Source organism: Mycolicibacterium alvei, from assembly GCF_010727325.1.
GTDB lineage: Bacteria > Actinomycetota > Actinomycetes > Mycobacteriales > Mycobacteriaceae > Mycobacterium > Mycobacterium alvei.
The window spans coordinates 563,566-586,153 of the sequence record NZ_AP022565.1 but is presented as its reverse complement, the minus strand read 5'-3'; the positions used below and the strand labels follow the sequence as shown (position 1 = coordinate 586,153).

Sequence of the window (22,588 nt, the reverse complement as noted above, 5' to 3'; positions counted from 1 at the left end):
TGCACGGTAACCCTCGTCGGGGCGCTACGCGGGCCAATTACGCTGCCGCCACGTTCTCGGCGGCCAACACCTCCGCGGCGGCGCGTTCGCCCGAACGAACCGCACCGTCGATCCAGCCGCACATGACCGCCGAACTCTCCGTGCCGGCCCAGTGAATGCGCCCGCACGGCTCCCGGAGGGCATGACCGAATTCGGTCAGCACCCCCGGCGGTGCGTGACTGATCATCCCGCCACCCGAATAGCGCTCCACTGTCCAGTTCTGCTCGTGATAACTGAGCGGGGACGCCGCCTTCGGACCGAACCGGTCGATCAATTCGCCGATCACCACCGATTTGCGTTCCGCGGCGTCGAGCAGACCGAGCCGGCGGGCGGCAGGTCCTTCGGTGATGACGCACATGATCCCCGGGGTACCGGTATCGGTGCACGCGTCGATGGTCAACGTGGCAGCGCTGCCCGGAGCAGCGGACTGCCCACACAGCCCGTCCTCGCGCCAGAACGCCGTGTCGTAGACGACCGAGATCTTGAAGACCGCCCCGCTGGGCATCCGTTGATGAAGAAACATCCGGTCGACGGGAAGCATCGGTTCATAGACGATCTGGCTCGCCACGGCCAACGGGACCGCGACGATCGCCTGCCGCGCCCGCACCGTCATTCCGTCGGCGTGGACCGTCACACCATCGTTGTCCTGCGCGATGAGGTGCACCGGCTGCGAAAGATGCAGTGCCTCAACCAGTTCGGTGGACATCGGCCCGTATATGGCGCCCATGCCGCCGCGCACCCGAGCATCCTGGGCACCGCCCCGGTTGGAGATGACGAAGCCAGGCCCGCCGCCCGACCCATCTGGTGCAGCGCCCACAACAACGACACCTCGGCTCCCGTCGAGGTATAGATGCCGGCGAGCGCCATCTCGAGCATCTCGCGGGCCTGCTTGGAGCGCATATGACGGTTGATCCACTCGCCCAAGCTGATCCGGTCCCACTCGACGGCCTTCTTCGCCTCCCACGGGGCGTCGAAAGGAATCGTCTTGCACATGAGCTCCACCTCGAGTAATCCGGCGCCGAGGTTGGCGATCGCCCACGGGCTCATCGCCCACGGAATCGTGCCGGAATAGCGGTGCTGCTTGCCGTCGAGGACCATCATCGCGTTGCCGTCGACGTACTCCTTGTATTCGTCGACGCCGAACTCCACCATCAGGGCTTTGATTCGATCCTGCCCCGGTCCGATCCAGGCCCCGCCCCGGTCGATCCACGTGCCGTCCGGCAGCACCTCGGTGAAGGTGCGGCCACCAACCCGATCACGGGCCTCCAGCAGCGCCACGGTGCGGCCCGCCTGCTTCAACCGCAGGGCCGCGGTCAGGCCCGCGAACCCCGCACCCACTACGCAACAGTCGACCTCGGTCATGGATCACCCTCCCCGTTTTCGACGGGCCAGATTCGCTCAAATTACGCCGTCACCGGCCGCCCCGGAGGCACTGTTGACCGACAGCTGTGGTAAATGCCACACGTTTTGCCCGCCCGGGGACGGATCACTCCGATCGAGCCGAATTGGGACGGCCCCGAACGTCACGCCCACCCCCCATATCCGGACCGGCAGCAGTCCGTGCGAGGATTCCTGACCTGGTTGTTCGCCCGGAATCACCCGATGCCCACCTCGCCTTCCCGCCACACCCAGGTGCGTCAAGCCATGGTTGACGCCTGGTCGACGAACTGGTTGCCATCGACAGCACCAGACAACTCCGCGATTCCGGTGATCGTCCGTCCCGCCGGTAGGGTCCGGTCCTCGTGGGTAGACACCAGTTCAAGATGGATCGGCGCCGCCGGTCCGCAGCCATGGCTGCGGTGGTCGCGCCTGCCGCCGCACTCATCGTCGTCGGCGCAGACGCCGCGCCGACCGCCACGCGCGATGCCGAGGTCGTGCCCGTAGCGGCCGTCCGGCCGGCCGCCGCCCCTGCGGCTCCGGTTGCACCGCCCGAGCGCGCCGTGCGCCGGAACATGAGGTTCCCGCTGCCTGCGGGTCGCGCCCCGGAAAAGGGCCTACAGGTCGAGACCATCCTGGCGGCCCGCGCCGTCAGCGCACGCTTCCCCCAGATTCTCGACATCGGCGGGGTCCGGGCCGATTCGATGAAGTGGCACCCCAATGGGCAGGCGATCGACGTGATGATCCCGAACTACGCCACCCCGGAAGGTAAGGCGCTCGGAGACCGGATCGTCGCGTACGCCCTCGACAATGCGGATCGTTTCAGCGTGAACCATGTGATCTTCCGGCAGCAGATCTACTCCCACGGCAGGGCTCCGCGAATGATGTCGGACCGCGGCGGCCCCACCGCCAACCACTACGACCACGTCCACATCGCCACGAACGGCGGCGGATTCCCCACCGGAAACGAAACGTATCTGACGTAGTTCGGCCGGCACACCCGAGCCGGTGTCCCGTCTAAGTCGCTGTGAATTGCCGTTCATCGGCGCGCCGGAACCATCATCGTGAGCAACAGCGCGATGATGCAGATGTGGCTGATGATGCGAATGTGACCAACGCTGAGCCCGCGCCTCCGACGGTCGGGCCGGACGCCGGCGAGGTGCGCAGCGAACCCGAGACAGTTGCCATTTCGCCGTCCACGCAACAGCGCGTCTGGACGATGCCGAAATCCCCGGTGACGCGCCAGCACGCCGATGAGGCCGGACGGATCGCCCGCAACGCCGTAACCGCCATCATCGCGTTCCTCGCCGACATTGCCCGCTACGTCGCCCGCAGCGTGCGGCAACTGTCGGTGGCGATCGAGGCTGTGCCCCCGGCCGTGCGCATGGTGACCGCGGTGGGCGTAACCGTGCTGCTGGGCATCGTCGGCGCGATCGCCATGCAGAACTCTCTCGGCCTCGCGTGCATCGTCGTGGTGATCCCGGTGTGCTCGTTCGCCCTCGGTGCGCTCGCACACCGTTGGTACGGCGGACTCGGCATCCAACCCGCACCGCGCTCGGAAGGCCGGGTGGCCTCGGTGCCAGACCTGCAGCGTTCGATCGAATACGTCGACAAGAAGCTCGCGCTGGCGCTCAACGCTTTTGGCGCCGAACGTCAACAACACGCGATGATCGCCCTGTTCCAGGCCAAGACCGCGGTCGAACTCACACTCGGCACAGAACAGGACACAGCGAGCCCCCTCGACGCGTTGCCGGCCGTGGGCGACCACGACGCGCGGCCCCGAATTCGGGTGGGCTCCGCGTCAACATCGTTGCGCGAAAACAGTTCCCTGGCCGCATCATGACCGAGCACACCCTCTCCGGTCAGGTCGCCCTCGTCGAGGACGACTACACGTTGGTCATCAATCGTGGGGCTGAGGCGGGTGTGACGCCAGGCATGGTTTTTGCCGTGCAGTCCGAGTCGGATCAGGTGATCACCGATCCCGAATCCGGCCGGGAACTGGGCAGACTCACGCGAGAGAAGCTTCGGGTGAAGGTGTTCGACGTGCAGCCGCTCTTCTCCCGTGCACACACCTTCGCCAGGACCAATGACTTCTACGGCCTGTTCCAGGCCACGGCGGCGGAGGTGACGGTGGACATCGGTGACAGCCTCGAATTGGTGTCGCGCGAAGCCGAGGTCCGGCGGGCATCGGGACAGTGATGTTCACGCGGGCGGTCTTCATCGTCCACGGTGTGGTGACACTTGCCGCGGCCGTCGTGCTTGTCGTCCGCCCGGCGGCCATCCCGGCCACCGTGGGCATCACGCTCGGATCCACCGAGTACCTGCTCTCGTACTTCCTGGCCGCTGCCGAACTCGGTATCGGCGTGCTGTCCATCGGGGCCGCGCGCCTACGCGACGCGGACGCCGTCCGGTTCATCGCCGTATGCTTCGCGGCGTTTCACGGTGCGACCGCAATCCTTGAGGTCAGGTACATGCTCATGGAGGGCGCAAGTACCGTGCTGATCGCGAACGTCGTCGTCCGGGTCATCGCCACGGTGGTCTTCGTGTTCCTCGCCCGACGTCGACGTACATGACGGCCGAGCCAGGCAATGAGAAAAGGCGGCTCCGGATTTCTCCGAAACCGCCTCTCACCTGCGTAAATCTTTGTCGGGCTGACAGGATTTGAACCTGCGACCACTTGACCCCCAGTCCACCCAGAGGCGTCCCCCTACGTCCTAGGGCGTGTCAGCATTCCCAACGAGCTTGGAAAACCGTCCCCCGGTGTCCCCTGCTTCCCAGGGCGTGTCACCTGTGTTGTGACAATCCGTGACAACGAACCACCCGACAGGCCCGAAATCGAACAGGTGACCGGATACCTCCAAATCGTGGTCGTGATTAGAGGACCGATCCAACTGAAGCACCCCTGTCATGCAGCGACGAGAGATTCACCTCGCCGTGTCGTCGTTGCCGACTCCGATAATCCCCAACTATGTCGGGGGCTAACCACTGCATATCGCGTCAGATGAATCATCACCACCCTTGTTGCCGGCGCGGTGGCGTGCACCGGCGGCACCGCGCCGCTGTGGGCGTCGATGCGACAGCGGACGACGCTTCAGTTAGGCAGCGCGATTGACCGCTGCTGCCTCGTGAATAGCGGCCTTGAGCTCGTGGTAGGTGCACTGGCGCGGACGGAGGGCCTTCAGCGGTCCGAGCCGAATCGTCTTCTGGTCCTTAACTTCTCGGTTGAGAACACTCGTCGGCAGCACATAGAAGGTCCATTGCGCTACGTCGAGCGGGTCGATATGTTGGCGGTCCTCACCCTCGAGCAGGCAGAAGACGTACACATCGGCGCTTCGCTTCACACTGTCCGCATAGGTGTTGGTGCGGGCGTTCCAGCCCTGTGCGGGGCGGATGCCGAACGTGATCTGTGAAATCCGGGCTTGCTCCCACGTTTGCACGTAGGCAGCCGATTTCACCTCTACCCCGCCGACACCGTCGACGTCGAGGTCGTACTGGTCCCATTCGAGGCGCTTGGTCTTGTGTATGCCGAGTGCTTTGGCCACGATGTACTCGGCCAGCACTCCGCGGGTGGTGTTCGTGAGGAGGTCGTCGTACGCCCAGGCTTGGAATTCCTGTTTGTTCAGGCGAGTCATCGCCGAGCCTTCATCGTTTGAGCAGGTCCTTTGCACAGCATCTTTGTAGTCTGCCGTTGCCACCGCACCCCTCCGTCTCATCGCCGTCAACGCGCGGAACCATAGCAAAGACCACCGACATGACGACGGGCTTTGTTGTCCCGCGGCATCGGGCAACCTCGCAACCTTTCGCAGCATCTACCGTTGCGCTCACCGTGACCCGATTGACAGGTGCTGACAACCTTCCTCATGGAACGGTACGAGTACGCCTCGCCGAGGTTCGGAGTTGGGCTTTCGCCACCGTCGCATTCTCGGGTCGCGCCGTGGTAGTCGGTCGCTGAGAATTTCTCGATGGCGCTAGACACTCCGCTCAACACACGCCAGCTCGATGTGCTCCGGTGGATCGGTGACGGCTGTCCCGACGGTCGATGGACCAACACCGGCTATAAGGCGACTGCGGCGGCCTTGCAAAACCGACGCCTCGTCACGGTCAGCAAGCGAGGCGGATGGAAGGCGACGATTGCACCAGCTGGCACCCCGAGTTGGGCGCGCGGTTCGTTGTAATTCAACCCGACGCGCTTGGGGGGCACAGTATTCACGAATTCATGACGACCGAGTTCAGCCAACTAGTTCCGAAGGAGACCTGGGCGGACTACCAACTTCCTCAGGTCGCAGAGGATGAAGTTGATGTGAGGAACGCTTCGCTGACCAACAGAGTCGCTTACGCCGCTGTTGTCTTGAAGAAGGCAATCGATGATGCGGCTCAATAGCAGTAGCGCAGCATATGCGGCGCATACCTGTACGTCGAGCGACCTGCTTGCTCTGCGCTACTGGGACACTCTTGGGCCACTGGGACACCGGACCGCCTCGATGGGCACTATCCCGAGATGCAGAAACCCGCTCCGACACTGGTCAGAGCGGGTTTTAGTCTGTCGGGCTGACAGGATTTGAACCTGCGACCACTTGACCCCCAGTGTCGTCTAGCGGGTCCGCCAATGTACGCCGGCGCCCCGTTGTCGCACGTCAAGCCCGGTATCCGGTTCTCGCCGGACAGCCACGGATACAGGTGGATTGAAACGCGTTGCTATCCACGTTGCTATCCGCCACATCTGGTGTCTGGCTGCGCGACCCGATGTCCTTACTCGGGTTCTCCCCGGGCGACCATCGTGGTTTGCCGCCGGTTGAGATGACGCGGCTGGCATGTCAGTAGCCCGATGCATACTCGGCGGATGGATTCACCGTCGGCAGGCACGTTCTGGCAGATCGATACAACCGAACGGCGGGTGCCGGGCCAACTGCTCACCGGCGGTGACGATCGCCCGACGTTGGAGACGGATAAGGCGATCTTCATCGAGAGACGGTTCTCGTTCACCCGGACGCCCACCGGCGGGGCGATGGTCGCCATTTCGGGCGACCCGGAGCATCACGTCGCCGACTTTCAGGAGAGGACGATCCACGGCGAACTTGCTGACGGCACCCGGGTCACACTCGTTGGCGCGCAGGGCGGCAGCCGAAGGCTCGGGTTCCTTCGTGAGCCGAGTGAGGCACACCAACAGTTCCGCGCTAGGTACGCCGTCATCGGCGAGCACATCAAGGCCGACGAGGTATACCACTCAGTCAGGTTTCAGGTTGTGTCCGCGTCTTGGTGGGGAGACGCCGAGGACGAGGCGCAAAGCCTCAGCGGCGATCACCTGCGCATCTACAACGAAGACGGCACGCGATGGTTCGAATTTACGGCCTTGACTGGAGCGACGTTGGGCGATCTCGACTCCGGAGTGATTAACGCAGTCACGACGCTGATCGAACTGGCCACGACGAACGAAGTGACGGACGCGAACGTACAGGTTCGGACCGAGGCCGAAGGGGCATGGCGGATCGTCGATCGCGGCCAACAATCCGTCAAGAAGTCTGGCCATCCCCTGATAGGCACGCAGCACCTCACCGCCGAGAAGTTCGCAACGTGGATTGATTTCCGTCACGAGACTCAAGGACTCGACGCTGCTGTCCTGGACGACCTTCCTGGCGTTGCAATTCAGACACGCGTGCTGACGCTTGGATCGGTCGCCGAAGGACTACACCGGCGCCTGTTTGGCCAGGGTGAAAAGCGCGTAAAGGGATTGTCAAGCAGCAGGATCGAGAAAATGCGCCGCCTCGCCCGTGAGGCCGCGCTCACGAGGATGACGGAGCCCGAGTACTCAGACGAAGACCGTGCCGAGTTCGGTAAAGCAATCAATGAAGCGTTCTCACACATAAACGAACAGACCTTTCGCAGCCGCATGGAAGACTTGCTGACCGACGCCCGACGCTCGATCCCGAGTCTTGGCGCCGGTTTTGCAGATTGGCCAAATGCTGTGTCAACGGCACGCAACCTCATGGCTCATCAGCCGTCGCTGCCTGATGACGTTGACGCCGACCAGTTTCTGGACTTGCTCGTCGCGCTGAGCTACTCCATCGCGTGGGTGCTGCGGACGAACATGCTAAACAAAGCCGGATTCGATGTTCCTACAATGCAAGAGGGGTATCGCGATTCATCGTCGTACGGTCATCACCTCGCGAACACGCGGATGCTGCTCGCAGGCAGCCCATGGGGGGTTAACACCAATACCGTTCAGTTAAGACTACAAGGGTGTAGTTTGTAGTCATGCCTCGTGCGGGTTGGCGTAAGCCTGAGTCGGATCGGCGGTTGTCGGATCTGGTGTCGGTGGGTGTGTTGACGCGGGTGTTTCCGCCGGCGTTGGTCGATGAGGTGATTGAGGCGTCGGGTCGTATGCAGGTGCGTCATCGTGCGTTGCCGGCGCGGGTGATGGCCTATTTCGCGATCGGGATGGGCCTGTATTCCGAGGGTTCGTATGAGGATGTGTTGGCCCAGCTCACTGATGGTTTGGCCTGGGCATCGGGGTGGCGCGAACAGTATCGGTTGCCTGGTAAGTCGGCGATCTTTCAGGCTCGGGAGCGGTTGGGATCGGCACCGCTGGCGGCGTTGTTCGAGCGGGTGGCTCAGCCGTTGGGTGGGCCTGATACGCCAGGGACGTGGGTGGCCCGGCGGCGAGTGGTCGCCATCGACGGAACGTGCGTTGATGTGGCGGATACCCCGGTCAATGACGAGTTCTTCGGTCGGCCCGCAGTGAGCAAGGGCGAGAAGTCGGCGTTCCCGCAGGCGAGGTTGTTGGCTGTCGCCGAGTGCGGTACGCACGCTATCTTTGCGGCCACGATCGGCGCCTATCGGGACTCTGAAGCCTCGATGGTTGAGCGTGTACGGGGTGCGCTGAGTCCGGGGATGCTGCTGTTGGCCGACCGCGGTTTCTTTTCATACGCTCTGTGGCGCAATACTTCTGACACCGGATGCGACCTGCTGTGGCGGGTGAGCACGGGACGCAACGGGCCGACGCCGATACACGTCGAAGACCTGCCCGACGGTTCATGGTTGGCGCATCTGCGTGCGTCCAAGGATCGTCATAGCGAGCCGATGCTGGCGCGGGTCATCGATTACACCCTTGATGATGGCCGCGACAATCCCACCGTCTATCGACTCATGACGACCTTGCTCGATCCCGCCGAAGCTCCTGCTGATGTGCTGGCGACCGCGTATGCCCAACGGTGGGAGATCGAAAGCGTCTTCGACGAACTCAAGACCCACCAACGTGGATCCAAGGTGGTGTTGCGCTGAAATCCCCAGATCTCGTCCTGCAGGAGATCTGGGGATATCTGTGCTGCCACTATGCAATTCGATCACTGATGGGCGAGGCCGCCGCGCACGCCGGCCGTGACCCCGATCTGGTCAGTTTCACCGCGGCACTGCGTATCGCCCGTCAATCCGTCGCCCAGCAGGGCGCTTTTTCCCCCTAACCAGCGACGATCAGCCGACCGGCACTGGCGCGCGTTCGTGCACCGACTCCTTGGTCGACTCAACCCAGCACGGCGCTCCCGCTCAGCACCCCGCGTGATCAAACGCAAAATGCCCAGGTGGCACGTCAAAAGGACTGCGCACCAACACTGGCCTCAACCCGAGCATCCGCCGCATATCAGAATCACCGCCCTTAACTGAACGGTATTGGGGTTAACACCGATTTGGGCACGCGTGACAACGAGTCCACCTAGGGCCTCGCATGATGGCCATTCCGCCAGCCCGCCCACCCGGGCAAGCCGTCTCAGTGGTCATCTATCCGTGCAGCAGACCCAACCTCAGCTATTCTTTCCGAAACGTACTGGATGTTATTCGACCTCGCGCCAGCGGTAACACTCGCGGGTGGGGCTGGATAGCAAAAGCCTGGCGAGTGATGCGGCAGTCACGCACAGAGTCGGGCTTCAAAACTGAAGTGGTCGTTGCGACATTCGGCAGTCACGAAGTCAACGCCGATCGTATGACCGGTGCCGCGCGGCGCGCACGCGGCACCGTAATTTTGTTGTGCTGCAGTAGGGTTGGCAGTCGCCCTATAGATGAAGTGAAATCGTTGAGCACCCGAAAGGACTCAATCCCGTGTCGTATCGGTACTTCTAGCGAGAACCTTTGCCCTGGCCAGGGATTATTCGGAACTCTCCGCCTCAAGTAAGTACCGGGTGAATCGTCATTAACCGCTTTGATGCGCCACACAGTCGCTGTAGTGCCCGCACGACTCACGGAATGTAGACGGCCCGAATGTCGTTGATCTCCCTGAGCTTCAGGAGATGCCGCGTCAAGCTCCGGCTAGCGGTCCGCCAACCCCACGTTCATAGGTGGCCCGGATGACGAGGTGCCGCGCACCAACCGGTGTGAGGAAGAGCGTCTCTTCGGAGGCCCCTGTTGAGGAGCTTGCCCGTGCTGTACAGCGACACCACCACCGACATCGTCTGGATCGACCACGAGCTTGTTGCAGCGCTACGCGAAGAGATAGCCGAGCTGGACGACGAGCAGCTACTGAAGCGCGAGTACGATCTCCACGGTGATGCTGCCATCCGTGAGTACATCATCGAGGCGTCTCTTGTCGGCATCTACACCAGCGTTGGCCCCGAGGTCGCATTCCGACGCATCAGCGACGGTGAGGTATTCAGCCCCGATGAGATCGAGGCTGAGTTCGCGCAGGACGTTTGCGACTTGGAACCCGCCCACCGTGCCGAGATCACCTTCGCCCGCTGGATGGACGAGGTGGGCTACGTAGAGGTACACACCGAAGATGAGATCGCAGAGGGCCAGGAGTGAGTACGGATCAGGATCGCCGCTTACGTGCCGAGCTGGCAAGGGAACTTGGCTTTTGGCCCGCCACCCTCGACTCGGACGATATCGCGCAACATCGGCTGGCCGCCGCCGCCGATCGGGGCAAGCTAGGCCTGGAAGAGATCCACCGGCGGTGGGCGTGGTATCGGGAGGAGAAGCGGCGGTGCGATGCCGAGGAACAGGGCCGCTCTGATGTCGCAGACCTCTAGGCAATATGCGTCCAGTGAGCCGGAGCACCGGTTGTGTGCCGTGTTGACAGCTGAGCTGGGCTTCTCCCCTGCGACCCTCGATCCTGACGACATCGAGCGTCACAGTCGCTCGAATGCGGCTCCGGATTCCGCACCGACGATTGAGTGGATCGGGCGCAAGTGTGCCAGTGCACGACTCTGGGGAGATCGCCGATAACGGATTCGAGGCCACGGCGCGATCGTTCCAACATAGTGGAGTGCGCCGTGTGTCTCCACGAGGCTGCTGCGCACGGTCCCACGAGTCTGGACGGTTCGAGGTGACGATAGCCGCGTGCTCCAAGATCCTGTTCGCCACCTCGAGAATACGGATTGTGATGCACCAAATCTTGCCCGCATTCAGTAGCTTTGAGGGCGATGACATTCCCAAATACGCCTGGAACACGGCCAGCAGCCAAACCACCAACTCTCGACGACGCCCCTGTTCGACGTAGCCGACGAGTTGGCGCGGCTCGCCATGGAGCAGACCGGGCCGACGGGGTGATTTATAGCGATTGTCACTTCGATGGGTGACGAACCGGACTACAACCTGGGTCGACAAGGGGCACCAGCGCCTAGATGGGAAGACCTCGACGCAGAGACCCGCGCAAAGTTGACCCAAGCGCTTGCGACAACAGTGCAAGACCTGCGGATCGCGATACAACCCGTAATCGACTCGGTACGGGAGACAGTGCTCCCAGTGCTCGAAAGCTTCTCGGACTGGCTGCCGTCTCTGGTGCCGGCCTATGACATGTTTGGGGAGATCACCGCATTTTTGCGGGAGTGGGTACCCAACTGGCCGAGCGACCTTGACACCGAAAAGGCTTGGGACATCACCGGGACGGGGATTCCCTTGGCCTTCGTTCCGTGCCCAAGCATTGTCCATGCACTTGTCGCGGCAGACACTGGCCGCGACCGCCTCGACATCTTGATGGACTCGAAGGACCGCATACTAAAGGACTGCCGAGACGCCCTCGATCCTGACGACGGAAGTCCAGTAGCGGAGTCGCTGGCCATGCTGCCCCCGCTCTTGCTCGAAGCAATCGACGTTCTGGAAGCTGGGCATGTGGCTGCATGTTGCACGCTCGCAACTTCTGTCATCGACTCGGCGCTCCGGCGAACGTCGAAGAAAACGTTCAACTACAACGTCGTCCGAACCGGCTCGGTGAAGATCAAACTTCAAGAAGCCGTTGCAAAGAACGAATTTCGAGTGGCACTCGCTGAGCGTCCACTCCATTCATTGTTGGAGGAGTGGCGGCCCGACATTCCGAAGCCGATGCCGTCCATGCCGTCTCGCCATGTCGTCGCACACTGGGCTGACCCGTCCCATATGACGGAGGTGAACGCAATCATTACCACCATGGCCGCTACCAGCTTGATCTTAGGTCTCGCTGAACGTGAGGCAGTTTCAGCGCTTATCGACGGCGAGATGCGCTAGCGGCTAAGCCCCTGGGCTGTCGGTCTACGCGAAGGACTTGCCAAGAGCGTTGACACATCATGCTGCTTGGTGGTGCGCGAGTCGTTGGAGGTGCGGTGTCGGTGTCGGGCATCTCGTGACCGTCTCGTAAGAGTCGAGTTCCGAGCGTCTCGAAAGACTTTCGCACAACTTGGTGCACATCACCTGAAGGCACCTACCACACCCTTGGACTCGCCATATGCGCCCGGCTAACTGCGGGCGACGTGACCGACCGCTCAAGCGAACAAGCACGTTTACATGAAGTCGTCGGGCATGGCGATGGCAGCGGCTAACATTCGCCCATGCCGCTGCGGATCGGTGAGACCTTCGCCGGGTACCGGATTCTGCGTTTGCTTGGGTCCGGGGGAATGGGCGAGGTCTACCTCGTCCAGCATCCCCGGCTTCCCCGCCAGGAAGCCCTGAAGGTCTTACGCCCCGAGTTCTCCCAGGACGAGTCGTTTCGGGAGCGGTTCATCCGCGAAGCAGATCTCGCCTCGGGACTGCGCCATCCCCACATCGTCGGCATTCACGACCGAGGCGAGCACGACGGCCAGCTGTGGATCGCGATGGATTACATCGACGGCACCGACCTCAGCCATCTCCTGGAGCAGCGCTACCCGCAGGGCATGCCGGTCGGTCACGTCCTGCCGATCGTCACGGCTGTGGCCAGCGCGCTGGACTACGCCCACAAGAAGGGCCTACTACACCGAGACGTCAAGCCCGCCAACATCCTCGTCGCCGACCTCGACACCGATGACCCCAAGATCTACCTCGCCGACTTCGGGATCGCCCGCCCCCTCGATGACACCAGTGGCATCACAACCACCAACATGACAGTCGGGACAGTGGCCTACTCGGCCCCGGAGCAGCTCATGGGTGACTCGATGGATGGGCGGGCCGACCAGTATGCCCTCGCAGCGACGACCTACCACCTGTTGACCGGGTCGCAGCTCTTCCCGAACACCAACCCCGCCGTCGTCATCAGTCGCCACCTCAGTGCGCCAGTTCCTCTCCTTGGTGGCATACAACCCGAACTCGCATCGCTCGACCCAGTTCTGGCTGCCGCGTTGGCCAAGAATCCCGAGAATCGGTTCGCATGCTGTACCGACTACGCCCGTGCACTCACCGAAACCGTTGCACCGCAAACCCGGAGAGTTGGTGCAGCGCCCACCACCCCTGGCCCCGCAGTGCGTAGGGTCCACCGCACGGCTTCCCCGTCCAAACCCGTTGGCGCTACTGCCCGTGGCGACTCTGCTAGCTCGGTCAGACGGTGGCTGATCGGCAGCTCGGTTGCGGCGGTGTTGCTGCTGCTCGGTGTTACCGGGGTGCTGTGGCGGCCTTGGCAGCACCCGCAATCAACTACCACCGTCATCACATCGAACAATGCGCCGACCACATCGGCTCCATCCCCGACCGCGACGACAGCGGCACCGGCCCCTGTCCCGACTTCTGCTGCGCCGGAGCCTGCCCCTCCGACGAGTCCGGTAGCGACACCCTCGGTGGCGGTGACAACGCCTGCGCCCAATCCCAACGGGCCTGGGTGTTCACCCCAGCGACTGGACAAGTGTGGTCAATGGACGCCCGAGCAGGCCGCGTTCGCCTGCAGGGCAGTCTTGGGTGGAGCCGACTACACCACCGACCTCAAGCGCATGCTGATGAATCGCTACGGCCTGAGTGACGAGAGCGCCTTCTTCCTCGGCAAGGAAGCCATGTACAGCATTAACAGCGGTGGCTACATCGGCACCGGGGGCAACGCCGACGGCCCACATCCCCTGTGCAACGACATCGTTCCTTGACAAGACGTCCGAGCCCGCCGGCCGGCCCACCGGGTGGCACGGCCTCAGACGCTGAAGGTTGAAATTTCGTCGTGCCCCACTTAGGACGGAACTGTCCGAGTGGACGAACCACTGCTGAGTGGGGAGAGAGCTTCGATGATCAGCGCAGAAATTGCTGTTGCTGCGGTCGCGGTCCTGGCCAGTAGCACCACGGCGGTCGTCAGCATGGTTGTTGCCTACCGTTCTCAGCGGTCGGCGATACGGGAACAGAACCTATGGCAAGAACGGACCAACACCTACCTGAAACTCCAGGGATGGCTTCATGCGATCTATGAATGGGATGACCGAGGACATCGAAATGACCCGCCATCTCCCGACCTTGACACCATGATGAGGGTCAGGCTCTTTGCCAGCCCCTTCATCGTCGAGCATTTCGCGCAAATGGAGCGCGTCGTCGACCGAGCTGTGTGCGCCAGACGCGATAAAGACTGGGAGACCTTCGACAATCTGCGACTTCAACTGAGCGTTGGGTTCGCAGTAGATCTAAACGCCCTAATGCGTGATGAACTTCGGGGACATTCGAATGAGTACGTGGCGACTCCTAGTGGTCAGATCCGACTTCGATGGCGCAAACGACAAGCTTTGAGATTTTGGGTCCTCAAACCACGTTTGCGGCGTGGGCGTGGTCGCATCGTTGAGATCGAGATGCCGGAGAGCGGCACCGCGCCGTAGGATCACGCGGTCGCAGGGCAAGTGGTTTGTTTCGCGAGCCAAGCTTGGGCCGCGGCAGCCAGCGCCACTCGACAACCGCCCCCGCATGGTTCTCAAAGACCGTTGCCCTGCCGATCTATTCGCAGCGCTGTTAGCCTCCAGTGGTCCGTCGCTGTTGCGACGTTGACTAGAACTCACCCCGGAGCAGGCTGATCCGCCCCGGCATGTCGGGAGGTTCTCTTATCTGAGTGCCTCCTCGGCATGAGGGTGCCGTTGGCGATGGTAGTAGAGCGCTTCGGCCCGATCGGGGGTCAGGTCCTGGCAGTAGCCGTTGGGTCGCTGACGGTTGTAGAAGGCCACCCATTCGGCGGTCCCCAGCGCCAGTTCGGTGGCACCGGGATAGAGCGGCTGGCGGTCGATGAGTTCGGTCTTGTAGCTGCTGTTCACCGATTCGGCCAGAGCATTATCGAAACTATCCCCGACGGATCCGACTGAAGGCAGGATCCCTCAGCGGCCAGACGTTCGGTGAACGCGACCGCGGTGTATTGCGAGCCCGCGTCGCTGTGGTGGATAAGTGAATCCAAAGATGCTGCACCCGAACGCTTTCTGGTGTCGATAGCGTGGTCGATCGCATCGGTCACCAGCTTCTGGGTCATCTCGGTAGCCACCTTCCAACCCACGATCTTGCGGGCATAGACATCGGTGACGAACGCCGTAGGCCCAGCCGGCACGAGTCCGGCAGTAGGTGAAATCGGCCACCCACAATCGGTCAGGCGCACCGGCGACGAAATTACGCCGGACCCGATCCGGGGCTCGCGTCGCTGCCGGATCGGCGACGGTGGTGCGCACCCGCCGGCGCTTGCACGCACCCCGCCAACCCATCTCCCGCATGACCCGTTCCACGACACAGCGCGATACGTCGATACCATTGGTGCGCAATACAATCCATGTTTTACGAGCGCCCAGGACTCGGTACAGACTCTGCGATTGGCGAAGCTGCCAGATCGCATCGATCACCTGCGCATCGGCCCAGTCGGCTTTCGAGGGGCCCTGACGGGCGCGGTGGGCGTAATACGTCGACGGGGCGATCGTGACGCCGTACTCGGAAAGCACAGCGCACATCGACTCGACACCCCACTTGAGACCATCAACGCCCACCCGCATGTGCTGGTGGGCGCTGATGAACTCCACGACTACTGAGAGGGCCGGTCGAGCTCGGCGGCGAAGAAAACCGAGGCCGCCTTCAAGATCGCGTTGGCCCGCTTGAGTTCGGCATTCTCCCGGCGCAGCTTGCGCAGGACCTCGGATTCCTCGCTGGTCTGCCCCGCCCGAGAGCCGGCGTCGATCTCAGCCTGGCGAACCCATTTGCGCACCGTTTCGGCAGTACCGACGCCCAGCAGGTCAGCAACCCGGCCCATCGCCTCCCACTCCGAAACTGTCTCGCTGCGCAGATCGGCCACCATCTGCACCGCCCGCACCTTCAGCTCGTCTGGATACCGCCTCGATGACTTCGATCCCACGTGCCCATCCTTCCCAACGGAAGAACTCTCCAGACACGCCGGGGCGGATCAGAGCGTCTCCGGCCATGCCGGGGACACATGCATTGATCGTCGGCGTTGGCGGGTATCCCCATTTGGAGGGCGGCACGGGCACCCCGATTGAGGACCCGCTGCAGTACGGTAACCTCGGCCAGCTCACGTCGCCGCCACGCTCGGCATTGGCATTCGCAAACTGGCTATGTCAAAACGCCCACGAACGCTGGAAGGCTCCACTGGCAAGCGTTGACATGCTGATTTCGCCGTCACCTGCCGATCCGTCGCCAGCCGGCCTAGGCATGTCCTTCCACGAGCCGACCATCGCCGGGATTCGCACAGCGTGGGAAAGCTGGATGTCGCGGTGTAGCACGAACCCCGGCAACGTCGCGGTGTTCTACTTCTGTGGCCACGGCCTCCAGAGCACGGAACAAATTCTTCTTGCCAGTGATTTCGGTCAGTTCGACAACCATTTCGTCGGAGCATTCGGGTTCGAGAGCTCGCGCTACGGTTTTCTCCAACACCCACCGCAGACGCAGTGTTTCTTCATCGATGCTTGCCGCGGAGTCACGCCAGGGGTGGTGGAGAAGCTCGGAAGTCCGACCGTCCTACCACTTGTCACGCTGACTGCATACAAAAAGCGCCAATGCGAACACGACCTGACCCTTCAATCGTCTGCTCCGTTTCAGAGCGCCTTCGGCCCGATTGGCGCGGTTTCCCACTTCACCGCAGCTCTGATTTGTGCATTTGAAGGTGGCGCTGCAACCACCGACGAGTACGGGGACTGGGTTATTCGAACTGAACGCGTCAGCGCGCGGATCGACGATTTGTTGGAGGCACAGTCCGGGCGACGCCAGCCAACAGCAAAAGGACCTGGTCTGGCCTCCACGGTGCTCTACCGCCTGGATGCGCCCCCAGATGTCAAGCTCACACTGGGCTGCGACCCGCGCCTGGCTCTGGACAAGGCAACGCTGTTCTACAAGCCGGACTCGCCACCACGAGCCAAGCGGATTATGCGGACGCCGCCAGCATCTGTCGCGTGGGAACTAACGGTCCGGGGTGGCTACTACACGGTCGGGGCTTCCTTCGCCGACTCGACTTTCGAGAAGAGCCGTCGCGGCGTCCTTCTCGAACCTCCATTCTCGCCTCAGGTGCTGAGGGTGCGGCCGAAATGAGCGGGTTTCAACTTCAGCTGAAGAGCTATGAGCCGGAACTAGCCGGCGCGCCGGTGGTGGTCGAAATTCTTGACAAAGAACTTCGCTTGATCATGCAGCAAACGATAGAAGTCGGCGATCAGCGACACGTTGAGGTGCCCGCGGGACGCTACGGCGTTCGGATGCTGCTGCCGTCGGGCCGGTCGCTGACCGGCAGTGTCGTCGCAAGGGTAAGCGCGCCGGCACCACTTGTAATCGATCTTAGCCAGATTTCACCGCACGATTTCTTACAAAGGACGGCCGTGCTTAAGTCGGCCTCCCTTGGACCCAACGCAAGTTTCGACGAGCCGGCCTATGGGTCGGTGTGGTTGCGGTTGTGGTCGCGCAGCAACGATAAGTGGAGGGTCGAACCTTGGCCCCGGCCAAAGGCCACATGGGAATCCGATGCGGTTCGGTTCTGGTTCCAGATCAGCCGACGCGAACACATGCTTCAGTTCGGCGGACCCCACATCAGATGGACGATGGTGTCACTGCCCGCGGCTGACCGGCTGGAGGTAACCATTCGTCCTTCTGGTAGTAAGGCTGAGCCGGAGCTAGCGGTCACAGTTGCGACCGATAACAATCTAGTCGAGGCACTGCTCGGCTATGTCTCGATCGGCGCATTAGGTAACGCTGGCTTGATCAACGAGCAAGTAGAGAAGTTGCTGCTGGTCAACCCGGCCGCCGCGGCGGTGGGGGGCTACTATCTCCTTCGGGTCTGCGATCTGGAGCGCTTACGCGCATGGCCAATGAACCGCCCCACCTGGACAGACTGGATGCCCGACGGTGCGATTATCCGCGCGTGGCGAATTATTCGCGAACAGCAGGAGGCCGAGCAGCGGTCCCCTGCGTCGCTTGCCGGTGCCCGGAACGAGCTGCTCGGGGCAGCCGAGCGCGGAACCCCCGTCTACACGGAGGGACTCCGCCTCCTCATCGCGGGGCTGAAGTTGCTCGATTTCGAGGCGGCAGGAAAGGATCGGGAGGTTCGTGACGCCCTTTGGCAGGTTCGGCCCCTCGCGGCCGCTACCGACCTCGGCCAAGCAACTATTACCTTTACCGGCTCCAGCCCCTCGCATGCATCTCCGTCACATCTTTTCGGACTGCCTCGGTCGCAAACGGGGCTGGCGTTTCTACACCAAGCCGATATTGGAACGAACGACAGCGCGCCGCCTTGGCGCAGTCAACCCCAGAGAAGCGTAGGAATTACCCTCGGGACCACCAACTCCGTCGTTGCAATGCTGGTGCGTGGCGAACCCGTCGTCGTCGCAAACTCTGAGGGTTCCCGGACTACCCCGTCCGTCGTCGCGTTCGCGCGCAACGGTGAGGTGCTGGTCGGTCAGCCCGCCAAGAACCAGGCGGTGACCAACGTCGACCGGACCATCCGTTCGGTCAAGCGCCATATGGGCACCGATTGGACCGTCGAGATCGACGGCAAGAACTACACGGCGCAGGAGATCAGCGCGCGTGTGCTGATGAAGCTCAAGCGCGATGCCGAGGCCTACCTCGGTGAGGACATCACCGACGCGGTCATCACTGTGCCAGCGTACTTCAACGACGCTCAGCGTCAGGCCACCAAGGAAGCCGGGCAGATCGCCGGCATGAACGTGCTGCGCATCGTCAACGAGCCCACTGCGGCCGCCCTGGCCTACGGCCTCGACAAGGGCAGCAAGGAACAGACCATCCTGGTCTTCGACCTCGGTGGCGGCACGTTCGACGTCTCGCTGCTGGAGATCGGCGACGGTGTCGTCGAGGTGCGCGCCACCTCCGGTGACAACCACCTCGGTGGCGACGACTGGGACGACCGGATCGTCGAGTGGTTGGTCGACAAGTTCAAGGCCACCAGCGGCATCGACCTGACCAAGGACAAGATGGCGATGCAGCGGCTGCGTGAGGCCGCCGAGAAGGCCAAGATCGAACTCAGCTCCTCGCAGAGCACCTCGATCAACCTGCCCTACATCACCGTCGACGCCGACAAGAACCCGCTGTTCCTCGACGAGCAGCTGACCCGCGCCGAGTTCCAGAAGATCACTCAGGATCTGCTGGACCGCACCCGTTCGCCGTTCCAGTCGGTGATCAAGGATGCCGGCATCTCGGTCGGCGAAATCGACCACGTGGTGCTGGTGGGTGGTTCCACCCGTATGCCCGCCGTGACCGAGCTGGTCAAGGAAATGACCGGGGGCAAGGAGCCCAACAAGGGCGTCAACCCGGACGAGGTTGTCGCAGTGGGCGCCGCGCTGCAGGCCGGTGTGCTCAAGGGCGAGGTGAAAGACGTTCTGCTGCTTGACGTCACCCCGCTGTCCCTCGGTATCGAAACCAAGGGTGGCGTGATGACCAAGCTGATCGAGCGCAACACCACCATCCCGACCAAGCGGTCGGAGACCTTCACCACCGCCGACGACAACCAGCCGTCGGTGCAGATCCAGGTCTTCCAGGGTGAGCGCGAAATCGCTTCGCACAACAAGCTGCTCGGCTCCTTCGAGCTGACCGGTATCCCGCCGGCCCCGCGTGGTGTGCCGCAGATCGAGGTCACCTTCGACATCGACGCCAACGGCATCGTGCACGTCACCGCCAAGGACAAGGGCACCGGCAAGGAAAACACGATCAAGATCCAGGAAGGCTCCGGCCTGTCCAAGGAAGAGATCGACCGGATGATCAAGGACGCCGAAACACAAGCCGACGAAGATCGCAAGCGTCGCGAAGAGGCCGACGTCCGCAACCAGGCCGAGTCGCTGGTCTACCAGACGGAGAAGTTCGTCAAGGAACAGCGTGAGGCCGAGGGCGGGTCGAAGGTTCCCGAGGACACCTTGACCAAGGTCGACGGTGCGATCGCCGAGGCCAAGTCGGCGCTGGAAGGCTCCGACATCTCCGCGATCAAGGACGCCATGGAGAAGCTCGGTGTCGAGTCCCAGGGTCTGGGCCAGGCGATCTACGAAGCCACGCAGGCCGAGCAGGCCGCCGGTGGATCGGGTGGAGCTGCCGATTCGTCCAATGCGGACGACAACGTGGTGGACGCCGAGGTTGTCGATGCCGAGGCAACAGAAGCATCAGACTGGTATTGGCGAGAAACCTAATCCATCTGGGCCGACTTGGCGAAGGAACTTGCCGGGTTCTGCGAGCGTCACCGCTCAGCGTGAACCCGATCGGTAACCATTGATCGCAGTAACCGTCCCAAAAATGACCACATACGAGACATCACCGCAGCCGGGATTGGCCGTCGGACGCGCCCAGGTCGTGGTGTCTCGAAAGTTCGTCTCAGAAATATCTGTCTCGAAACTGGCGTTGGGACCATTTATGAGCCAGCGCAATGCCGAGTCGGCATCCATCGGCACCCGGGTCGGCTACACCAGGGTCAGCACCGTCACCCAAACCTTGGATCAACAGAATGAGGCGCTGACCGCAGCCGGCGTGACCAAGGTGTTCTCGGACGTCATGTCGGGTGCCCGCGACGACCGGCCCGGCCTGGCCGACCTGCTCGCATACGTTCGTGACGGCGACACCGTGGTGGTGTGGAAGCTAGATCGTTTGGGTCGCAACATGCTGCACATCCTGCAGACCGTCAAGGAGTTGACTACCCGTGGCGTCACTCTGGTGTCGGTCACCGACGGTATCGATTCGTCAACTCCCGCTGGTCGCATGATGATCGGCGTTCTCGGGTCGCTCGCGGAGTACGAACGCGAGTTGGTCAAGGAGCGTACTGCCTTGAAGCGAGCGGCATCTCGCGCCAATGGGACCAAATTTGGGCGACCGCGCAAGGTCGGCGACGGCGACCACATCGCCACTGCCACGCGGATGAAAGCAGACGGCCACACCGCCAAGGACATCGCGAAGTACCTAGGGGTGAGCAGGGCGACGCTCTACCGGTACCTCAATCACGAAGCTGGTTGAGCCGGCCGGGGGTGGTCGTCGACCAGCGCGTGCGCCGATGCCTCGTCGGTCACGGGCCGCTGGCATGCGGCGCCGGCAGTTGAAAGCGGTCAGTGTGGGAGTTGATCCGCCGCGATGCCGACCCACACATGCTTGTCGGCGGTCCGGTTACCAGTCTGATCCGCCTGGTGTTCGGTCATGACGGACACGGCCAGTGGCTGGCCAACCATGACCTCACCACCAACAAGAACACCAGATGGCACCTGCACAATTTTCGCCTTCGCCCGCTGTTTCTCCACCCGCATCTCAATGGCGTTGCCTTCAAGATCCACGCTCACTACACGCCCCGACAAAACCTGTGGGGACGACACGGCCGATCTTTCGAAAAGTGCCTTTGCTCGGATTCGGCCCTTCCTGGACAGAGTGGAGTTCAACCGACTTCCAGTGCTCCCTGCCGCAGTGACCTCGAGGTCAAGGTTCCGGTCATTTAGCTCGGATGTGAGCAGTCGAAGTTGGTGGAGGAAGTCGGGTCGTTCGTCTGCAAACGCGCTATCGTCAGCCTCGTTCTCAAGGTCGTCGTGCACTTTGAGAACGTGCGCGACCGCCGACTCAAACTCGTCGACTACCGCAACGTCGAGCTGATCCAGGCTTACGGCAACAAAACGGGGCACCATATGCATGATCGCGCTGCCCTCGCTGACACCGACCCAATCAATGTCTGCGATACGGGCTGCCGCTGCTGAGCTGAGCGCCTCTCGCACCTCACCTTGGAAACGGTCTGCCACCTGCAAGACGTCGGATGGCAATCGTCCACCCTCCGTCGATGGGCCAATGAGCCGCAGATCCAAGTGGATTGGAAAGCGGGCGTTCGAGGTGACGTCTTGAATCGCACCCACGAAGGATCGGCGGGCGGCCTGGACGAGGTCCGAATCGTCGTCGGTATTGTTGACTACCCATTCTGGCAACTGACGACGTCGGAGGCGTGGATACCTGTCAGCCAGGCTCATAACGTCACCTCCAGATACCCTCGGGCTGGTTCAGCATCTTCGGAAAGCATCGCTTGCTTGACCGACAAGTCCGTTGTGCGTTGCCAAAAATCGTCCATCATGCCCCGAGTAGCTACGTACTCGTACTCCTCAGCCTCCAGATTCCGCAGCTTAAGGGTGGTGAATGGCTTCCATAGTACGACGAACGGTTCGACCCGGTAGGTCGACTTAATCTTGTCCCGGTGTTGATACAACGCTTTAAGTTGTCCTGCACCTGGGCGGCCACGCAGCGAGCCCAGCACGTCACTGTCGAGAAATGGCGAGATGTCGACGTCGCCGACCTCTACGGCGCCACTGGTGAAGCTCCCACCTACCCACAGCCGTTTCAGCACCTTGACCTGGAGGTCGGATTCGACGGCTTCCCAGTCGGCGAGATAGTCCACAAGACCATCGAACACTGCGCGTCGGCTACCCGACGCAGCAAACTGAGCTGCATCGACGAACGTTGCCTCCAACTCCTCCAATGTGCACAAGTACGTTCCCACTGGCAGATGGCCATCAACTAGATCAGGAATCAAGCGACCAACAACCCCCATTCCCACACGCTGCAGAATCGTAGACTGCTGGCC

Annotated in this window: 17 protein-coding genes, 3 pseudogenes and 1 riboswitch; of the genes and pseudogenes, 15 read left to right on the top strand and 5 right to left on the bottom strand. The window is 62.3% G+C overall.

Annotation, left to right across the window (positions count from 1 at the left end; all coding sequences use genetic code 11):
* Positions 1 to 37: 37 nt before the first annotated feature.
* Positions 38 to 1,401: pseudogene (locus G6N44_RS02700) on the bottom strand (flavin monoamine oxidase family protein).
* A 380-nt stretch (positions 1,402 to 1,781) separates the two neighbouring features.
* Here G6N44_RS02700 and G6N44_RS02695 point away from each other — a divergent pair.
* From G6N44_RS02695 to G6N44_RS02680, 4 genes are all read left to right on the top strand, one after another.
* Complete coding sequence (locus G6N44_RS02695; protein WP_235682922.1) at positions 1,782 to 2,402, top strand: VldE C-terminal domain-containing protein; 621 nt, start codon at positions 1,782 to 1,784, stop codon at positions 2,400 to 2,402.
* A 122-nt stretch (positions 2,403 to 2,524) separates the two neighbouring features.
* Positions 2,525 to 3,259, top strand: a complete 735-nt coding sequence (locus G6N44_RS02690; RefSeq protein WP_235682921.1) for a hypothetical protein — start codon at positions 2,525 to 2,527, stop codon at positions 3,257 to 3,259.
* Positions 3,256 to 3,615 carry a hypothetical protein gene (locus G6N44_RS02685; RefSeq protein WP_163660887.1) on the top strand — a complete coding sequence of 120 codons (360 nt, stop codon included), beginning with the start codon at positions 3,256 to 3,258 and terminating at the stop codon, positions 3,613 to 3,615. Before G6N44_RS02690 ends, G6N44_RS02685 begins: the two co-directional genes overlap by 4 nt.
* On the top strand, positions 3,615 to 3,989 hold the full coding sequence (locus tag G6N44_RS02680) for a hypothetical protein (protein ID WP_163660886.1): 375 nt from the start codon (positions 3,615 to 3,617) through the stop codon (positions 3,987 to 3,989). The genes G6N44_RS02685 and G6N44_RS02680 overlap by 1 nt, the downstream gene beginning before the upstream one ends.
* Before the next feature lie 522 nt (positions 3,990 to 4,511).
* On the opposite strand, the gene G6N44_RS02675 is transcribed toward G6N44_RS02680, so the two are convergent.
* Positions 4,512 to 5,048, bottom strand: a complete 537-nt coding sequence (locus tag G6N44_RS02675) for a hypothetical protein (RefSeq protein ID WP_163660883.1) — start codon at positions 5,046 to 5,048, stop codon at positions 4,512 to 4,514.
* Between the two features lie 584 nt (positions 5,049 to 5,632).
* On the opposite strand from G6N44_RS02675, the gene G6N44_RS02670 reads away from it, so the two are divergent.
* The 8 genes and pseudogenes from G6N44_RS02670 to G6N44_RS02635 all read left to right on the top strand — a co-directional run bounded on the left by G6N44_RS02670 (position 5,633) and on the right by G6N44_RS02635 (position 14,405).
* Positions 5,633 to 5,797: a hypothetical protein gene (locus G6N44_RS02670; protein WP_163660881.1), complete on the top strand. Its 165-nt coding sequence runs from the start codon at positions 5,633 to 5,635 to the stop codon at positions 5,795 to 5,797.
* Between the two features lie 459 nt (positions 5,798 to 6,256).
* Positions 6,257 to 7,666, top strand: coding sequence for an ApeA N-terminal domain 1-containing protein (locus G6N44_RS02665; RefSeq protein WP_163660879.1), 1,410 nt, complete (start codon positions 6,257 to 6,259; stop codon positions 7,664 to 7,666).
* 2 nt (positions 7,667 to 7,668) lie between these two features.
* A pseudogene (locus G6N44_RS02660) lies at positions 7,669 to 8,873 on the top strand (IS4 family transposase).
* Positions 8,874 to 9,683: 810 nt separating this feature from the next.
* Positions 9,684 to 9,793, top strand: a riboswitch (SAM riboswitch).
* A gap of 29 nt (positions 9,794 to 9,822) precedes the next feature.
* Positions 9,823 to 10,203 carry a hypothetical protein gene (locus tag G6N44_RS02655; RefSeq protein WP_064932435.1) on the top strand — a complete coding sequence of 127 codons (381 nt, stop codon included), beginning with the start codon at positions 9,823 to 9,825 and terminating at the stop codon, positions 10,201 to 10,203.
* On the top strand, positions 10,200 to 10,427 hold the full coding sequence (locus tag G6N44_RS02650) for a hypothetical protein (RefSeq protein WP_163660877.1): 228 nt from the start codon (positions 10,200 to 10,202) through the stop codon (positions 10,425 to 10,427). The genes G6N44_RS02655 and G6N44_RS02650 overlap by 4 nt, the downstream gene beginning before the upstream one ends.
* Positions 10,428 to 11,142: 715 nt before the next feature.
* Positions 11,143 to 11,880, top strand: coding sequence for a hypothetical protein (locus G6N44_RS02645; protein ID WP_131812927.1), 738 nt, complete (start codon positions 11,143 to 11,145; stop codon positions 11,878 to 11,880).
* Between the two features lie 320 nt (positions 11,881 to 12,200).
* Positions 12,201 to 13,694: a serine/threonine-protein kinase gene (locus G6N44_RS02640; RefSeq protein ID WP_197907485.1), complete on the top strand. Its 1,494-nt coding sequence runs from the start codon at positions 12,201 to 12,203 to the stop codon at positions 13,692 to 13,694.
* 135 nt (positions 13,695 to 13,829) lie between these two features.
* Positions 13,830 to 14,405 (top strand): hypothetical protein, encoded by a 576-nt coding sequence (locus G6N44_RS02635; RefSeq protein ID WP_131812926.1) that lies wholly within the window; start codon positions 13,830 to 13,832, stop codon positions 14,403 to 14,405.
* Between the two features lie 219 nt (positions 14,406 to 14,624).
* On the opposite strand, the pseudogene G6N44_RS02630 reads toward G6N44_RS02635, so the two are convergent.
* A pseudogene (locus tag G6N44_RS02630) lies at positions 14,625 to 15,847 on the bottom strand (IS3 family transposase).
* A 122-nt stretch (positions 15,848 to 15,969) separates the two neighbouring features.
* Between G6N44_RS02630 and G6N44_RS02625 the strand changes: the two are divergent.
* From G6N44_RS02625 to G6N44_RS02615, 3 genes are all read left to right on the top strand, one after another.
* Positions 15,970 to 17,091 (top strand): caspase family protein, encoded by a 1,122-nt coding sequence (locus G6N44_RS02625; RefSeq protein WP_163660875.1) that lies wholly within the window; start codon positions 15,970 to 15,972, stop codon positions 17,089 to 17,091.
* A 1,253-nt stretch (positions 17,092 to 18,344) separates the two neighbouring features.
* Complete coding sequence (dnaK, locus tag G6N44_RS02620) at positions 18,345 to 20,180, top strand: molecular chaperone DnaK (protein ID WP_163660873.1); 1,836 nt, start codon at positions 18,345 to 18,347, stop codon at positions 20,178 to 20,180.
* A 103-nt stretch (positions 20,181 to 20,283) separates the two neighbouring features.
* Complete coding sequence (locus G6N44_RS02615; protein ID WP_308213818.1) at positions 20,284 to 20,994, top strand: recombinase family protein; 711 nt, start codon at positions 20,284 to 20,286, stop codon at positions 20,992 to 20,994.
* 89 nt (positions 20,995 to 21,083) lie between these two features.
* Here G6N44_RS02615 and G6N44_RS02610 read toward each other — a convergent pair whose 3' ends face one another.
* Both G6N44_RS02610 and G6N44_RS02605 read right to left on the bottom strand, forming a co-directional pair.
* A complete protein-coding gene (locus G6N44_RS02610) occupies positions 21,084 to 21,980 on the bottom strand; it encodes a hypothetical protein (protein ID WP_064932428.1) in 897 nt (298 codons plus the stop codon).
* Positions 21,977 to 22,474 carry a DUF6932 family protein gene (locus G6N44_RS02605; RefSeq protein ID WP_131812925.1) on the bottom strand — a complete coding sequence of 166 codons (498 nt, stop codon included), beginning with the start codon at positions 22,472 to 22,474 and terminating at the stop codon, positions 21,977 to 21,979. The genes G6N44_RS02610 and G6N44_RS02605 overlap by 4 nt, the downstream gene beginning before the upstream one ends.
* Between the last annotated feature and the right edge of the window lie 114 nt (positions 22,475 to 22,588).

Coding starts and splice junctions, on each gene's coding strand:
- G6N44_RS02610 (WP_064932428.1), bottom strand. CDS start 21,980: ATGAGCCTGGCTGACAGGTATCCACGCCTCCGACGTCGTCAGTTGCCA.
- G6N44_RS02675 (WP_163660883.1), bottom strand. CDS start 5,048: ATGACTCGCCTGAACAAACAGGAATTCCAAGCCTGGGCGTACGACGAC.
- G6N44_RS02640 (WP_197907485.1), top strand. CDS start 12,201: ATGCCGCTGCGGATCGGTGAGACCTTCGCCGGGTACCGGATTCTGCGT.
- G6N44_RS02670 (WP_163660881.1), top strand. CDS start 5,633: ATGACGACCGAGTTCAGCCAACTAGTTCCGAAGGAGACCTGGGCGGAC.
- G6N44_RS02615 (WP_308213818.1), top strand. CDS start 20,284: ATGACCACATACGAGACATCACCGCAGCCGGGATTGGCCGTCGGACGC.
- G6N44_RS02685 (WP_163660887.1), top strand. CDS start 3,256: ATGACCGAGCACACCCTCTCCGGTCAGGTCGCCCTCGTCGAGGACGAC.
- G6N44_RS02625 (WP_163660875.1), top strand. CDS start 15,970: ATGCCGGGGACACATGCATTGATCGTCGGCGTTGGCGGGTATCCCCAT.
- dnaK (WP_163660873.1), top strand. CDS start 18,345: ATGCTGGTGCGTGGCGAACCCGTCGTCGTCGCAAACTCTGAGGGTTCC.
- G6N44_RS02635 (WP_131812926.1), top strand. CDS start 13,830: ATGATCAGCGCAGAAATTGCTGTTGCTGCGGTCGCGGTCCTGGCCAGT.
- G6N44_RS02680 (WP_163660886.1), top strand. CDS start 3,615: ATGTTCACGCGGGCGGTCTTCATCGTCCACGGTGTGGTGACACTTGCC.
- G6N44_RS02665 (WP_163660879.1), top strand. CDS start 6,257: ATGGATTCACCGTCGGCAGGCACGTTCTGGCAGATCGATACAACCGAA.